Annotated in this window: 12 protein-coding genes and 1 tRNA gene; 12 read left to right on the forward strand and 1 reads right to left on the reverse strand. The window is 68.6% G+C overall.

All coding sequences use genetic code 11. The features are described 5' to 3' along the window. Positions 1 to 47 precede the first annotated feature (47 nt). The 5 genes from ACSEEN_RS02635 (at position 48) to ACSEEN_RS02655 (ending at position 4,634) form a co-directional block, all read left to right on the forward strand. Positions 48 to 120 (forward strand) — tRNA-Arg (locus tag ACSEEN_RS02635). A gap of 368 nt (positions 121 to 488) precedes the next feature. After that, on the forward strand, positions 489 to 1,835 hold the full coding sequence (locus ACSEEN_RS02640; RefSeq protein ID WP_440712238.1) for an MFS transporter: 1,347 nt from the start codon (positions 489 to 491) through the stop codon (positions 1,833 to 1,835). Between the two features lie 104 nt (positions 1,836 to 1,939). Continuing rightward, positions 1,940 to 2,299, forward strand: a complete 360-nt coding sequence (locus ACSEEN_RS02645) for a bifunctional 3-phenylpropionate/cinnamic acid dioxygenase ferredoxin subunit (RefSeq protein ID WP_298442166.1) — start codon at positions 1,940 to 1,942, stop codon at positions 2,297 to 2,299. Beyond that, positions 2,296 to 3,468: an NAD(P)/FAD-dependent oxidoreductase gene (locus ACSEEN_RS02650; protein ID WP_440712239.1), complete on the forward strand. Its 1,173-nt coding sequence runs from the start codon at positions 2,296 to 2,298 to the stop codon at positions 3,466 to 3,468. The genes ACSEEN_RS02645 and ACSEEN_RS02650 overlap by 4 nt, the downstream gene beginning before the upstream one ends. A 44-nt stretch (positions 3,469 to 3,512) precedes the next feature. Beyond that, positions 3,513 to 4,634: an aromatic ring-hydroxylating oxygenase subunit alpha gene (locus tag ACSEEN_RS02655; protein WP_298442162.1), complete on the forward strand. Its 1,122-nt coding sequence runs from the start codon at positions 3,513 to 3,515 to the stop codon at positions 4,632 to 4,634. Between the two features lie 8 nt (positions 4,635 to 4,642). Here the strand turns inward: ACSEEN_RS02655 and ACSEEN_RS02660 are convergent, their stop codons facing one another. Further along, on the reverse strand, positions 4,643 to 5,449 hold the full coding sequence (locus ACSEEN_RS02660; RefSeq protein WP_371308446.1) for an IclR family transcriptional regulator: 807 nt from the start codon (positions 5,447 to 5,449) through the stop codon (positions 4,643 to 4,645). Between the two features lie 61 nt (positions 5,450 to 5,510). Here ACSEEN_RS02660 and ACSEEN_RS02665 point away from each other — a divergent pair, with 61 nt between their 5' ends. From ACSEEN_RS02665 to glyA, 7 genes are all read left to right on the forward strand, one after another. Then, complete coding sequence (locus tag ACSEEN_RS02665) at positions 5,511 to 6,182, forward strand: GntR family transcriptional regulator (RefSeq protein WP_371308447.1); 672 nt, start codon at positions 5,511 to 5,513, stop codon at positions 6,180 to 6,182. An 80-nt stretch (positions 6,183 to 6,262) separates the two neighbouring features. Then, positions 6,263 to 7,630 (forward strand): L-serine ammonia-lyase, encoded by a 1,368-nt coding sequence (locus ACSEEN_RS02670; protein WP_298442152.1) that lies wholly within the window; start codon positions 6,263 to 6,265, stop codon positions 7,628 to 7,630. 12 nt (positions 7,631 to 7,642) lie between these two features. Next, the gene (gene purU / locus ACSEEN_RS02675; protein WP_371308449.1) at positions 7,643 to 8,491 is read left to right on the forward strand and encodes a formyltetrahydrofolate deformylase; all 849 of its coding nucleotides are present in this window, start codon (positions 7,643 to 7,645) and stop codon (positions 8,489 to 8,491) included. 94 nt (positions 8,492 to 8,585) lie between these two features. Continuing rightward, complete coding sequence (locus tag ACSEEN_RS02680; RefSeq protein WP_298442148.1) at positions 8,586 to 11,090, forward strand: GcvT family protein; 2,505 nt, start codon at positions 8,586 to 8,588, stop codon at positions 11,088 to 11,090. A 37-nt stretch (positions 11,091 to 11,127) separates the two neighbouring features. Next, positions 11,128 to 11,898 carry an electron transfer flavoprotein subunit beta/FixA family protein gene (locus tag ACSEEN_RS02685; RefSeq protein ID WP_298442146.1) on the forward strand — a complete coding sequence of 257 codons (771 nt, stop codon included), beginning with the start codon at positions 11,128 to 11,130 and terminating at the stop codon, positions 11,896 to 11,898. 11 nt (positions 11,899 to 11,909) lie between these two features. Then, the gene (locus ACSEEN_RS02690) at positions 11,910 to 12,875 is read left to right on the forward strand and encodes an electron transfer flavoprotein subunit alpha/FixB family protein (protein ID WP_440712240.1); all 966 of its coding nucleotides are present in this window, start codon (positions 11,910 to 11,912) and stop codon (positions 12,873 to 12,875) included. 10 nt (positions 12,876 to 12,885) lie between these two features. After that, on the forward strand, positions 12,886 to 14,169 hold the full coding sequence (glyA, locus tag ACSEEN_RS02695) for a serine hydroxymethyltransferase (protein ID WP_298442142.1): 1,284 nt from the start codon (positions 12,886 to 12,888) through the stop codon (positions 14,167 to 14,169). The last annotated feature ends 19 nt before the right edge of the window (positions 14,170 to 14,188 follow it).

Below are 14,188 nucleotides of genomic sequence, written 5' to 3' on the forward strand. Positions count from 1 at the left end.
GTTGGGGTCCGCGGCATGGGTGCGCTAATGTTGCTCTCGCTTCACCCGCCCCCCTAGCTCAGGGGATAGAGCGTCCGCCTCCGGAGCGGAAGGTCGTAGGTTCGAATCCTACGGGGGGCACAGATAGACGCAGAAGAAGACCACTGGCCAGGACCGTATCGGTCCTGGCCAGTGGTCTTTCTGCGCCTCGTCCCGCGGCGGCTGCCGGGACTGCCATCTCGCTGAGTCCGATAGATATATCAGTCAGCATTGACAGGCTGATGTGTCGTGCCTCACACTTCACTATTGGATAGTGAGACCTGTTGCAGAGTATGCAACTTGCCTGGTCGGACGTGGAGCTTGCCCGCCGCGGATTCCGGCCTCGATGATTCGCCGCGCGGATCGCCGGCACTACTGCCCGCGCCCGGACCCCGATGAGTCCGGCGTGTGAGACCCGACGGATGAGGGAGAAGTGATGCCGAATACCACCACGACGGGGAGGACCGCACATGTCTGAGATAGTCGGATCCGCGACGCAGGAGCCCGAGGACCCCGCCGTCCTGGCCAAGCGGCGGCGCTTTCTGTGGCGCATGATTCTGGTGCTCGTCGGCGGAACGTTCCTGGACGGATACATCCTCGGCATCATCGGGCCGGTCACCGGCACGATCGAGCACGACGATCCTCGCTACACCGCGATCTGGATCGGCCTGGAGGCCTCGTCCGCCATGCTCGGTATCCTGATCGGCTCCCCGGTGGGCGGATGGCTCGCCGATCGGCTCGGGCGCCGTCCGATCCTGTTCTGGGATCTCGTTCTGTTCACGGCGTTCTCCGCGCTGCAGTTCTTCGTCGACGGCCCGTGGCAGCTGTTCCTGGTCCGCCTCGGCATGGGTATCGCCGTCGGCGTCGAGTACGCCGTGGGTCAGCCGATGATCGCCGAGTTCGCACCCGTGCACCTGCGCGGCAAGCTCCTGGGCACCACGCTCGTCGCCTGGTACTTCGGCTTCATGGTGGCCTTCATCATCGGCTACTACCTCAACGCCGCCGGGGTGCACTGGCGAGTGATCCTGGGTTCCAGCACGATCATCGCGGTCATCCTGGTGATCGGCCGAATCGGGCTACCGGAGTCGCCACGCTGGTTGTGGTCGCGCGGCCGAACGGAGGAGGCTCACGAGATCGCCCTGGAATACATGGACACGGCGTATCAGACGGATATGGCGAAGGCGGCCAGCGACGGTGTCGTCGGCTCCTTCGGGATGCTCTTCTCGCCGGCGGTATGGCGGTCGACGGTCTTCATGTGCGTGTTCTGGACCTGTGCCGTCGCGCCCTACTTCGCCATCGCCACCTTCGCCGACAACGTCATGGGCACCGTCGGGCTGACCGGCCTGCTCAGCGGCGTGATCCTCTCGGTGTTCGCCTGGCTGGGCGTCACCTGGACGACGCTGGTGATCGACCGCTACAGCCGGCGTTCGCTGTGTGTGCCGACGCAGTGGGCGGCCGCGGTCCTGCTGGTGGTGATCGGCCTGTGGGCCGGTGCGCCGGCGCCGATCATGCTGGTCATGTTCCTCGCGTACTCGTTCCTCAACGCCGTGTACACGTGCCTCACGATGATCTACCCCGCGGAGATCTTCCCGACCGAGATCCGTGCACTGGGCACCGGCTTCTCGGCGGCGGTGAGCCGGCTCGGCGCCGCGGGCGGCCTGTTCCTGATCCCGCTCTCGCTCGACCACCTCGGCTTCACCTGGACCATGATCTTCGCGGCCATCGTGGCCTTCGTCGGGGCGCTCGTCTCGCAGATCCTCGCCCCGGAGACCGGCGGGAAGAGCCTCAGCGAGCTCGCCTCGGAAGTCACTCACTGACGCCCGTGGAAGGCCGTTGACAAGTGACTATGGCGACCATCACACTGTGAATGCGAATAGCGATATGAGTTGCACAATACGCAACAAAACGAGAGGGGAACGCGATGCTTGAGATCTGTCCACTGGCCGATCTGAGCCCAGGGGATGCGCGCCGCGTCGCCGTCGATCCGCCGATCGCGGTCTTCCGCACGGACGACGGCGAGGTGTTCGCGATCGACGACACCTGCACCCACCAGGACGCGTCCCTCGCCGACGGCTGGCTCGAAGGCTGTGCGGTGGAGTGCCCGCTGCATGCCTCGCAGTTCGACCTGCGGACCGGTGCCGTCGACGCGCCGCCGGCGAAGAAGCCGGTGCGCACGCACCGGGTGGAGATCGTCGACGACGTGATCCATGTCGAACTGAGCACCGAGGTGCCGAACCTGCCGCCGTCGCTCGCATCGCGGCGCGGTCCGGAGTCGGCATGAGGTCCGTGGTGGTGGTCGGGGCCTCCCTCGCCGGCCTGAGTTCGGTACGCGCGCTGCGCGAGGCGGGCTTCGACGGTGTCATCACCGTCGTGGGCGAGGAACCGCACCGTCCGTACGACCGGCCGCCGCTGTCCAAGGAGTTCCTCCGGGGCGACGTCGTGCGCGCGGATCTCGAGCTGGAATCCGACGACGACCCGCCCGCCGACTGGCTGCTGGGCCGCCGGGCCGTCGACCTGACGGTGGACGGCGGCGGTATCGGTGTCGAACTCGACGACGGCACCCGGGTGGTGGCCGACGGCGCGGTGCTGGCCACCGGCGCCCGGGCCCGGACCTTTCCGGGCCGGGAACTGGCCGGGGTTCACGTGTTGCGGACCCTCGACGACGCCGAGCGGCTGCGCGAGGTGCTGGTGCCGGGATGCCGACTCGCGGTGATCGGCGGCGGGTTCATCGGTGCCGAGGTCGCGTCGACCGCGCATCAGCTCGGCGTCGAGGTCACCGTGATCGAGGCGGCACCGGTGCCCCTCGCCGGTGCGCTCGGCGCCGAGTTCGCGGCGGTCGTCGCCGACGTGCACGCGTCGAACGGAGTCACCCTCATCTGCGGCACCGGCGTCGACGGCCTCACCGGCGACGACCGGGTCACCGGGGTGGCGCTGGCCGACGGGCGGCACATCGCGGCGGACGTGGTGCTGGTCGCGATCGGCGCGCGGGCGAACGTCGAGTGGCTGCTCGGCGGGCCGGTCGAGACGGGCGAGGGTGTGCTGTGCGACGCCCGCGGCCGGACCAGTGTCCCGCATGTCGTGGCGGTCGGCGACTGCGCGTCGTGGTTCGACCCGTATCTCGGCAGGCGGCGGCGCGTCGAGCACTGGACCGGTGCGCTCGAGCGGCCCTCGCTGGCCGTCACGACGCTGCTGTCCGGCGGAGGCGACGACGGGCCGTCCCCGGCACCGGTCAAACCGCCGTACTTCTGGTCCGACCAGTACGACCGGAAGATCCAGTTCGCCGGACACGCCGAACTGGCCGACGAGGTGACGGTCGACGTCGGCGCGGCCGCCGATCTCGACTTCCTCGCCGTCTACCGCCGGGACGGACGGCCGGTCGCCGCTCTCGGCGTCAATCAGCCGCGGGCCTTCACCCGGGTCCGCAGGCAGCTCGCGCCGCCGACCTTCTGACCTTCCGGCATCACCCAGCCCCCTTCTGAGAGAGGAGATCGCCGATGTCGATCACCGAACTACCCCCCAGCCTGATCTCGACGCTTCCGGGCGAGTACTACGTCGATCCGGAGATCTTCGCCGAGGAGCAGGCCAGGATCTTCGAGTCGATGTGGATCGCGACGGTGCGCGCCGACGACATCGCCGAGCCCGGCGCGTTCCGGACCGTGCAGATCGGCCGGGAGAGCGTCATCGTCTCCCGTTCCCGGCGCGGCGAGATCCGGGCGTTCTACAACGTCTGCCGTCATCGCGGCGCCAAGCTGTGCATGGAGAGCGAGGGCGCGGTGAAGCGCGCCTTCCAGTGCCCTTACCACGCGTGGACCTACGACCTCGACGGCAAGCTGATCGCGGCCCCGAATCTGTCGTCGATGCCCGACATCGACCGCCAGGAGTTCGGGCTGAAGACGATCCCGGTGCGTGAATGGCTCGGCTACGCCTGGGTCTGTCTCGCCGACGAGGTGCCCTCGTTCGAGGAGTCGGTGATCAAGGACGTCACCGATCGTCTCGGCGACGCCCACATGATCGACCACTACGGCGTGGAGAACCTCGCCGTCGGGCGCCGGATCGAATACGACGTCCAGGCGAACTGGAAGCTCATCATCGAGAACTTCATGGAGTGCTACCACTGCGCCACCATTCACCCCGAACTGACCGAGGTGCTTCCGGAGTTCGCCGACGGGCTCGCCGCGCAGTACTACGTCGGTCACGGCGCGGAGTTCGGGGACGAGGTCCAGGGGTTCACCGTCGACGGCTCCGAGGGCGTCGACCGGCTGCCGGGGATCACCGAGCACGAGGACCGGCGCTACTACGCCATCACGGTGCGGCCGCTCGTCTTCGTCAACCTGGTGCCCGACCACGTGATCATTCACCGGATGTTCCCGCTGGCCGCCGACCGCACGCTCGTCACCTGCGACTGGCTCTACCTGCCGGGCGTCGTCGAATCCGGCCGGGATCTCGATCGTTCGGTGGAACTGTTCCACCGGGTGAACACGCAGGACTTCGAGGCCTGCGAACGGTGCCAGCCGGCGATGAGTTCACGCCTCTACGCCGACGGGGGAGTGCTGGTGCCCAGCGAGTTCCACATCGGGCAGTTCCACGACTGGGTGCGGTCGATGCTGGGCCGCTGACGCGCGGATCAGCCGCCGGTCGGGTGGTACCCCATCCGGCGGCTGATCTCCGCGGCGGCCGCGGTCACCACGGGCGTCACCTCGTGCATCCGTTCCCGCGTGAAGCGGTACACCGGGCCGGACGCGCCGATCGCGCCGATCACCGCACCGGTGTAGTCCCGGATCGGGGCGGCCAGGGAGTTCAGTCCCTCTTCGAGTTCCTCATAGGCGTACGCCACACCGTCCCGCTGCGCCTCGGCCACCTGGTCGCGCAATGCGGCCGGATCGGTCACCGTCGTCGGCGTGAAGCGTTCCAGCGGAACATCGTCGACGATCGCCGTGAGGTCGGCCGGTTCGAGGCTGGCGAGCAGGACTTTTCCGGTCGAGGTCGCGTGCAGCGGATTGAGCGACCCGAGCCAGTCCTGCGAACCGATCGTCGACGGGCCGAACGCCTGCAGCAGATTCACCGAGAGCCCGGACCGGGCCACCGCGACGGTCACCGTCTCGCCGACCTTCGTCGCGAGGTCGTCGCAGATCGGCTGCGCCTGGTGGCTGATGTCCTGCCGGGCGGGCACCGCCGAGGCCAGGCGCAGGATCCCGTGGCTGAGGCGGTAGCGTCCGCGCGCGTCCCGCTGCTCGACGAGATCACGCGCTTCCAGCGCGCTCAGCAGCCGGGACGCGGTGGACTTGTGGACGCCGAGATTCTCGGCGACGTCGCCGACACCGACCGCGCCGCGGCGGGCCAGCAGTTCGAGAACACCGATCGCCCGGTCGACGGCCTGGACGCCTTTGGCGGCGGCGCCGGCCGGTTCTGAGTCGTCGTTCCTGGTCCCCATGGTCGCCATAGTAGGCACCGTCGGGAATGCCGGACTCATCGCCGGGTGATATACCGGTCCTGTGACTACTGCGCAACAGAGCCTCGGCAGCGGCGCGACCAATGCCGAGATCGCCTACGAGCAGATCCGGGAGCGGCTGATGCTGCTGGACATCAGGCCGGGTGATCCGATCAACGACGAGCAGCTCGCCGCCTCGCTCGGGTTCGGCCGCACCCCGGTGCGGGAGGCGCTGAAACGACTCGAACGCGATCGTCTGGTCGTCACCTTCCCGCGCCGCGGAACATTCGCGACGGCCGTGGACATCACCGACCTGGGGCACATCTCGGCCATTCGCACGCGCCTGGAGCCGCTGGCCGCCGGCCTGGCCGCCGTTCATGCGAGCCCGCAGACGCGAGAGGCGTTCACCGAGATGGCGGCGCAGATCGAGTCGGGGGAGTTCGGCGACGACCGCCGGGAGATCCTGATGCGCGATGTGCGGCTGCACCGGGAGGTCTACCGGGCCTGCGGCAATCCCTATCTCGAAGACGTGCTGATCTGCCAGGATGCTCACGCGACGCGGATCTGGTGCCTGTTTCTGGATCGCCTCTCGCAGCTGGTACCGCATGTGCAGGAGCACGTGCGGCTGTTGCGGGCGATCGTCGACGGCGACGCCGAGGCGGCCGAGGAGTACGCGCTCGATCATGTGAAGGGATTCGAGGCGGCGATCCGCGGCGTCCTGCATCAAGACTCCTGAGCGAATCGACTGACACGACACTGATATATCAGTATCGTGGGCGGGACATCGATCGGCATGCGCGAGAGTGAGGTGCACGCGTGGCGTTGTCCGTCTTCGACCTGTTCAAGGTCGGTGTCGGTCCGTCGAGTTCCCATACGGTCGGGCCCATGCGCGCGGCGTGCCTGTTCGTCGGGCGTCTCCGCGATGCCGGGCTGCTCGACCGGACGGCCGGCGTGCGCTGCGAGCTGTTCGGCTCGCTCGGCGCCACCGGCCACGGGCACGGCAGCGTGCGCGCCGTCGTGCTCGGGCTGAGCGGAGAGCTGCCGCATCTGGTGGATCCGGTCGCCGCCGGACCGATGGTCGACGCCGTCGTCGCGAGCGGGCGGATCGTCCTGGGCGGTGAACACGAGATCGCGTTCTCGGTCGACGACGACGTGGTGCTCTACCGGAACCGCTCGCTGGACTTTCACAGCAACGGGATGCGATTCACCGCCGTCGACGACGACGGCGCCGAACTGGACTCGCACGAGTACTACTCGGTGGGTGGCGGTTTCGTGGTGGATCAGGACGAGGCGGGCCGGCCCACGCTGGTCAGCGACTCGACCCACCTGAAGTACCCGTTCACCACGGGCGACGAGCTGGTGGCGCTCGCCGGCAAGACCGGTCTGCGGATCAGCGACCTGATGCTCGCCAACGAACTGTCGTGGCGCAGCGAAGACGAGGTGCGCGAGGGGCTGCTGGAGATCTGGTCGGTGATGTGCGAGTGCGTGGACCGCGGCACCAAGGTCGAGGGCGTACTGCCCGGCGGCCTGAAGGTGAAGCGCCGGGCCGCGGCGCTCCGCCGGCGGCTGGAGTCGGCCGACGCCGACCACACCAGCGCCATCGACTGGGTGACGCTGTACGCGCTGGCGGTGAACGAGGAGAACGCCGCCGGGGGACGGGTGGTCACCGCACCGACCAACGGCGCGGCCGGCATCGTTCCGGCGGTGCTGCACTACTGCGAGCGATTCGTGCCGGGCTTCACCGACGACGATGTGGTGCGCTTCCTGCTCGTGGCCGGTGCCATCGGGATCCTCTTCAAGGAGAACGCGTCGATCTCCGGTGCCGAGGTCGGGTGCCAGGGCGAGGTCGGTTCGGCGTGCTCGATGGCCGCCGGCGGGCTCGCCGAGGTCCTCGGCGCGACGCCGGCCCAGGTGGAGAACGCGGCCGAGATCGGTATCGAGCACAACCTGGGGCTGACCTGCGATCCGGTCGGTGGCCTGGTGCAGATCCCGTGTATCGAGCGGAACGCCGTCGCCTCGGTGAAGGCCATCACCGCCGCGCAACTCGCTATCCGGGGGGACGGTGTCCACCACGTCTCCCTGGACAAGGCGATCAAGACGATGCGGGAGACCGGCGCGGACATGAAGAAGAAGTACAAGGAGACGGCCCGTGGCGGGCTGGCTCTCAACATCGTCGAATGCTGAGGAGAACATGCGATGGCGATCACCTGCACACTGAACTTGATGTGCCCCAACCGCTCCGGGATCCTCCGGGCGGTGACCGGCTACCTGTACGAATACGGCTGCGACATCGGCCAGCACCAGCAGTGCGACGACACGGTCACCGACTGGGTCTTCATGCGGACCCAGGTCAGCGCCCCGGACGGCACGGACGTCGAGGCGATGGCCGAGGGCTTCGAGCGGGTGGCCGATGAATTCGGGATGACGTACTCGCTCGGTGCGGACCGGAACATGCGGGTGCTGGTCATGGTGTCGAAGCTGGGCCACTGCCTCAACGACCTGATCTTCCGCTGGCGGGCGGGCAGCCTCGGCGCCGATCTGGTCGCCGTGGTGTCGAATCACGAAGACCTGCGGCCGATGGCCGAGGCCGCGGGCCTGCCGTACATCTGCATACCGGTGACACCGGAGAACAAACCGGAGGCGGAGGCCCGGCTGCTGGAGGTGATCGACGAGTACGACGCCGAGCTCGTCGTCCTCGCCCGCTACATGCAGATCCTGTCGGATGAGACCAGCGCGACGCTCTCCGGGCGTGCGATCAACATCCACCATTCCTTCCTGCCGGGGTTCAAGGGCGCCAAGCCCTATCACCAGGCGTATCAGCGCGGCGTGAAGATGGTCGGCGCGACCGCGCACTACATCACGTCCGATCTGGACGAGGGCCCGATCATCGAGCAGGAGGTGATCCGGATCGACAACAACGATGATCCGCACGCGCTGCAGATGCTCGGCCGGGACGCCGAGGCGCTCGCGTTGTCCCGCGCGGTGCGCTGGCATTGCGAGCGGCGGGTGCTGCTCAACGGGCAGCGCACGGTCGTCTTCCGTTAGCGCTGGAAGAAGGGTATTGACGCCCGAAATCCGGGGGCGTAGCTTCATCTCAACACTGATATATCAGTCCACTGTTAGACCCTGAGGAGTAGTCATGGCAGAAGTTCCCGCGCAGGCGAAGTGCGTGGTCATCGGCGCCGGCATCGTCGGCAACAGCCTGGTGCATCATCTGGCCGAACTCGGCTGGACCGACATCGTGCAGATCGACAAGGGTCCGCTGCCGAACCCCGGCGGTTCCACGGGCCACGCGTCGAACTTCATCTTCCCGGTGGACCATTCGCGCGAGGTCACCGACATCACGCTCGACTCGGTGCGCCAGTACAAGGAGATGGGCGTCTTCACCGAGTCCGGCGGCTTCGAGATCGCCCGTACCGAAGAGCGGATGGAAGAACTGCGCCGCCGGATGTCGAGCGCCAAGGCGTGGGGCATCGAGTCGGAGATCGTCACTCCGGAGTTCGTCAAGGAGAAGGTCCCGTTCATCGAGACCGATCAGTTCATCGGCGCCCTGTGGACCCCGAGCGTCGGCGTCGTCGACTCGCTCCGGGCCGGCACCATCATGCGCGACGGCGCCGTCGCGTCCGGTGCGTTGACCACCGTGCCCAATGTGGAGATCACCGGGCTCGACGTGGAGGACGGCCGGATCCGCCGGGTGCGCACCGACAAGGGCGACATCGAGGCCGAGTACGTCGTCATCGCCTGCGGAGTCTGGAGCCCGAAGATCGGCGACATGGCCGGCGTCCGCATCCCGCTGACCCCCGCCGTGCACCAGATGATCTCGGTGGGCCCGTGCGAGCAGCTGTCCGGCCTGCCCGGCGAGATCAACTTCCCGATCGTCCGCGACATGGACACCTTCTGCTACGAGCGTCAGCACGGCGCCGACATGGAGGTCGGGTCGTACGCGCACCGCGCGATCCTGCACGAGCCGGAGGACATCCCCAGCATCGAGCAGTCCAAGCTGAGCCCCACCGAGCTGCCCTTCACCTCCGACGACTTCGACACCCAGCTGGAGCAGGCCTACGAGCTGATGCCCGAGCTGCTGGGCGGCGAGGGCGCCGAGATCCGCTACGCGATCAACGGTCTGCTGTCGCTCACCTGCGACGGCAGCGCGATCCTCGGTGAGAGCGACGTCGACGGCCTCTGGGTCGCCGCGGCCGTATGGATCAAGGAGGGCCCCGGCACCGGTCGTGCCGTCGCCGAGTGGATGGTGCGCGGCTACAGCGACATCGACGTCTCCGGCTCCGACATCGCCCGTTTCTACCCGCACCAGGAGCGCCGCGAGCACACCCGCCTGCGGACCTCCGAGAGCTTCATCAAGACCTACGGCATCGTCCACCCGCACGAGCAGTACGAGTCGGACCGTCGCCGCCGGCTGTCCCCGATGTATGACCGGCAGGCCGAACTCGGCGCGGAGTTCTTCGAGGCTGTCGGCTGGGAGCGCCCGCAGTGGTACAACTCCAACGCCGATCTGCTCGACGTCTACGGGGACGCGGTCATGCCGCGCGAGAACGAGTGGGATGCGCGCTGGTGGAGCCCCATCATCAACGCCGAACACCTCCGGATGCGCGAGGCGGCCGGCATCATCGACCTGACCGCCTTCGCCGTCTTCGACATCACCGGCCCGGGCGCCCTCGCCTCCGTGCAGGGCGTGTGCGTCGCCCAGTGCGACGTCGCCGTCGGCAAGGTGATCTACACCCCGGTCCTCGACGCGAAGGGCGGCTTCATCTCCGACCTCACCGTCATGCGGCTGGGCGACGAGCACTTCCGCGTCGTCACCGGCGGCGCCCACGGCATGGTCGATCGCAAGTGGTTCGGCGATCATCTGGTCGACGGCGCCGAACTGACCGACCTCACCGACCAGATCTCCACCATCGGCCTCTGGGGACCCAAGGCACGCGCCATCCTGTCCTCGCTGACGGCGGAGGATCTCTCGGACGAGGGCTTCGGCTTCCTCACCTGCCGGAAGATCGATGTGGGCGGCATCAACGTCCTGGCCTCGCGGATCTCCTACGTCGGTGAACTCGGCTGGGAGCTCTACGTGCCGTTCGAGGACGCGGCCGCCCTCTGGGACAAGCTGCTGGAGGCCGGCCAGGAGTACGGCGCCCGCGCCGTCGGCATCGGCGTCTACGTCACCACCGGCCGCCTGGAGAAGGGCTACCGCGCCTTCGGGCACGAGCTCGACGCCGAGCGGACCATCGTCGAAGCCGGCATGCAGCGCCCCAAGGTCAAGGCCGCCGACTTCGTCGGCAAGGAGGCGTACCTGGCGCAGCGGGAGGCCGCGCCGGCCGCGGTGCTGTGCACCCTGACCGTCGACGACCACACGTCGGCCTCGGGTATCAAGCGCTACATGCTCGGCGGCGAGCCGATCGTGACGCGCGCCGGTGAGCCGCTGGTCGACGGCCACGGTCACCGCAGCTACGTCACGTCGGCCGGATCCGGGCCGTCGCTCGGCAAGCACATCCTGCTGGCCTACCTGCCGCCCGCCGAGGCGACCCTGGGCAACGAACTCGCCGTCTCCTACATGGAGGAGCTGTACCCGGTGACCGTCGTCAGCGTCGACTCCACGCCGGCCTTCGATCCCGCCAACGAGCGCATCCGCTGAGCTCCCGATCACCCCAGTAGTAACCGAAAGGCAAACGATGCCGAACATCCTCGTGTGCATCAAACGAGTCCCGGACTCGTCCGGTGAGATCGTGCTGACCGACGACAGTCAAGAGGTCGACGGCCGGTTCGCCGGCTTCACGGTCAGCAACCATGAGAACAGCGCGGTGGAGCTCGCCGTGCGCACCGTCGAACAGTCCGGCGGCGCGGTCACCCTGCTCACCGTCGGGCCGGCGGCGGCCGACGAACAATTGGTCGCCGCGCTCTCCATCGGCTGTCACGCAGCGGTGCGCGTCGACGCGGTGAGCTCGCAGCTCGGCCCCTCGGACGTCGCCAACGAGATCGCGAACGTCGTCGTCGAGCACCAGGAGCAGGGCCGCGAGTACGACCTGATCCTGCTCGGGAACGACGCCGCCGACAGCGGTGACTTCCAGGTCGGCATCCGGCTGGCCTACGCGCTCGGCCGTCCGGTGGTCAACGGCATCTCGACCTTCGAGGTGGCCGGCGGCGAGGTGACCGCGCGCGGTGACGGCCCCGACGGCGAGGAGACCTTCGTGCTCCCGCTGCCGGCCGTGGCCACCGTGCTGGAAGGCGGTGCCGAACCCCGGTATCCGTCGCTGAAGGGCCGCATGGCGGCCAAGAAGATCGAGATCGAGACCCGCGCGCCCGGCTACGAATGGGCCGGCCCGGACCGGGTGCGGCTGCTGCTGCCGCCGCCGGTGCCCTCGCAGGTGGAGGTGCTCGGTGAAGGACCCGAAGCGGCCAAGGCCGTCGTCGATCTGCTCGAGAAGCTGGGAGTGACCCGATGATTCTGGTGTTCGTGGAAACCGAAGACGGTGCGGCGGGCGAGACCTCGCTCGAGACGCTCGCCTTCACCCGTGCGCTGTCCGACGAGATCGGCGGTGTGCCGATCCGGGCCGTCGTGATCGGCGACGTCGCCGACCCGGCGGCGCTGGCGGCCGAGCTCGGTGCGCACGGTGCCGACGAGATGCATCACGCGGTGGGGGAGGCCTTCGCGGCCTACTCGGGTGCCGCGTGGGGTTCGGCGGTGCAACAGCTGGCCGAGGCCACCGAGTCCGATGTGATCACCGCGGCGGGCACTCCGCGCGGCAACGAGGTGCTGGCGCACGTGGCGGCCCGGCTCGAGGTGCCGATGGCCGCGAACGTCGTCGGCTTCGAGAGCGTCGACCCGTTCATCGTCACCCGGCAGGTGGTCGGCGGCTCGGCACTGGAGGAGATGCAGCTGTACCCGCAGCCGGCGATCTTCAGCGTGGCCGGTCACTCGTGGGCCGCCGCCACGGTCGACGGCGCCGGGCCGGCGGAACTGATCGAGCAGCAGCCCGTGATCGACGATGCGGACCTGGTCGCCCGGGTGCGTTCGACCGGTGTCAAGGAAGCCGATCACTCCGATTCGCTCAAGTCCGCCAAGGTCGTGGTCGGTGCGGGTCGCGGTGCGGGCGGACCGAACGGATTCGACGCGGTGGTGGCGCTGGCCGAACTGCTCGGCGGATCGGTGGGCGTCTCCCGCGTGGTGACCTCCCTCGGGTGGCGGCCGCATCACGAGCAGGTCGGCCAGACCGGCTCGCGGATCAGCCCCGACATCTACATCCCGTGCGGCATCTCCGGTGCCATTCAGCACTGGGCGGGCTGCTCGTCGTCCAAGACGATCCTCGCGATCAACACCGACGACGAGGCACCCATGATGACCAAGGCGACCTACGCCGTCGTCGGCGACATGCACGAGGTGCTGCCGGCCGTCATCGCCGAACTCGAATCCCGCCGGTGAGGAGCCGACCATGACCACCACCACCTCGACCCTCGACGAGGACCTCGTGACGTACGATCCGGCGGTCGCCGAGCTGATCGGCCTCGAGCTGGACCGGCAACGGCACGGCCTGGAGATGATCGCCTCGGAGAATCACGCGCCGATCGCGGTGATGCAGGCCCAGGGGAGCGTGCTCACCAACAAGTACGCGGAAGGCTATCCCGGGCGCCGGTACTACGGCGGCTGCGAGCACGTCGACGTCCTCGAACAGCTGACGATCGATCGGGTCAAAGACCTGTTCGGGGCCGGTTTCGCGAACGTCCAGCCGCATTCGGGCGCGCAGGCCAACGCCGCCGCGATGCACGCGCTGATCCAGCCCGGTGACACCATCCTCGGTCTCTCCCTGGACGCAGGCGGCCACCTGACCCACGGCATGCGGCTGAACTTCTCCGGTCGCCTGTACGAGGTCGTCGCCTACGGCGTCTCACCGGACGATTACCGGGTCGACATGGCGCAGGTCGCCGACCTGGCCCGCGAGCACCGGCCGAAGCTGATCATCGCGGGCTGGTCGGCCTACCCGCGGCACCTCGACTTCGCCCGGTTCCGGGAGATCGCCGACGAGGTCGGCGCGTACCTGATGGTCGACATGGCGCACTTCGCCGGCCTGGTCGCGGCGGGGCTGCACCCGTCGCCGGTGCCCTACGCCGACGTCACGACCACCACCACGCACAAGACGCTCGGCGGGCCCCGGGGCGGTCTGATCCTGTCCAACGATGCCGCGATCGCGAAGAAGATCAACTCGGCGGTGTTCCCGGGGCAGCAGGGTGGGCCGCTGGAGCACGTGATCGCCGCGAAGGCGGTCGCGATGGGGATGGCGGCCCGTCCCGAGTTCACCGAGCGACAGCAGCGGGTTCTGGACGGCGCGGCGATCCTCGCCGAGCGGTTGTCGCAGCCGGATCTGGTCGACGCGGGGATCAGCGTGCTCACCGGTGGAACGGACGTGCACCTGGTGCTGGTCGATCTCCGCGACGCGGCGATCGACGGTCAGCAGGGCGAGGACCGGCTCGCCGCGGTCGGCATCACCGTCAACCGGAATGCCGTGCCGTTCGATCCGCGCCCGCCCATGGTGTCCTCGGGACTGCGCATCGGGACGCCCGCGCTCGCCGCGCGGGGCTTCGGCGCGGACGAGTTCCGGGAGGTGGCCGACGTGATTGCGCAGGCGCTGACGGCGCCCGACGGCGCAAATCTCACCGCGCTGGCCGAGCGGGTCTCGGTGCTCGCGGAGCGATTCGAGTTGTACCCCGGTCTGTCCTGACCGGATCGGCGCCCTGGCC

Origin of the sequence: Gordonia marina (assembly GCF_052036135.1) — a bacterium.
Classification (GTDB): domain Bacteria; phylum Actinomycetota; class Actinomycetes; order Mycobacteriales; family Mycobacteriaceae; genus Gordonia.

Coding starts and splice junctions, on each gene's coding strand:
- ACSEEN_RS02640 (WP_440712238.1), top strand. CDS start 489: ATGTCTGAGATAGTCGGATCCGCGACGCAGGAGCCCGAGGACCCCGCC.
- ACSEEN_RS02645 (WP_298442166.1), top strand. CDS start 1,940: ATGCTTGAGATCTGTCCACTGGCCGATCTGAGCCCAGGGGATGCGCGC.
- ACSEEN_RS02650 (WP_440712239.1), top strand. CDS start 2,296: ATGAGGTCCGTGGTGGTGGTCGGGGCCTCCCTCGCCGGCCTGAGTTCG.
- ACSEEN_RS02655 (WP_298442162.1), top strand. CDS start 3,513: ATGTCGATCACCGAACTACCCCCCAGCCTGATCTCGACGCTTCCGGGC.
- ACSEEN_RS02660 (WP_371308446.1), bottom strand. CDS start 5,449: ATGGGGACCAGGAACGACGACTCAGAACCGGCCGGCGCCGCCGCCAAA.
- purU (WP_371308449.1), top strand. CDS start 7,643: ATGGCGATCACCTGCACACTGAACTTGATGTGCCCCAACCGCTCCGGG.
- ACSEEN_RS02680 (WP_298442148.1), top strand. CDS start 8,586: ATGGCAGAAGTTCCCGCGCAGGCGAAGTGCGTGGTCATCGGCGCCGGC.
- ACSEEN_RS02685 (WP_298442146.1), top strand. CDS start 11,128: ATGCCGAACATCCTCGTGTGCATCAAACGAGTCCCGGACTCGTCCGGT.
- glyA (WP_298442142.1), top strand. CDS start 12,886: ATGACCACCACCACCTCGACCCTCGACGAGGACCTCGTGACGTACGAT.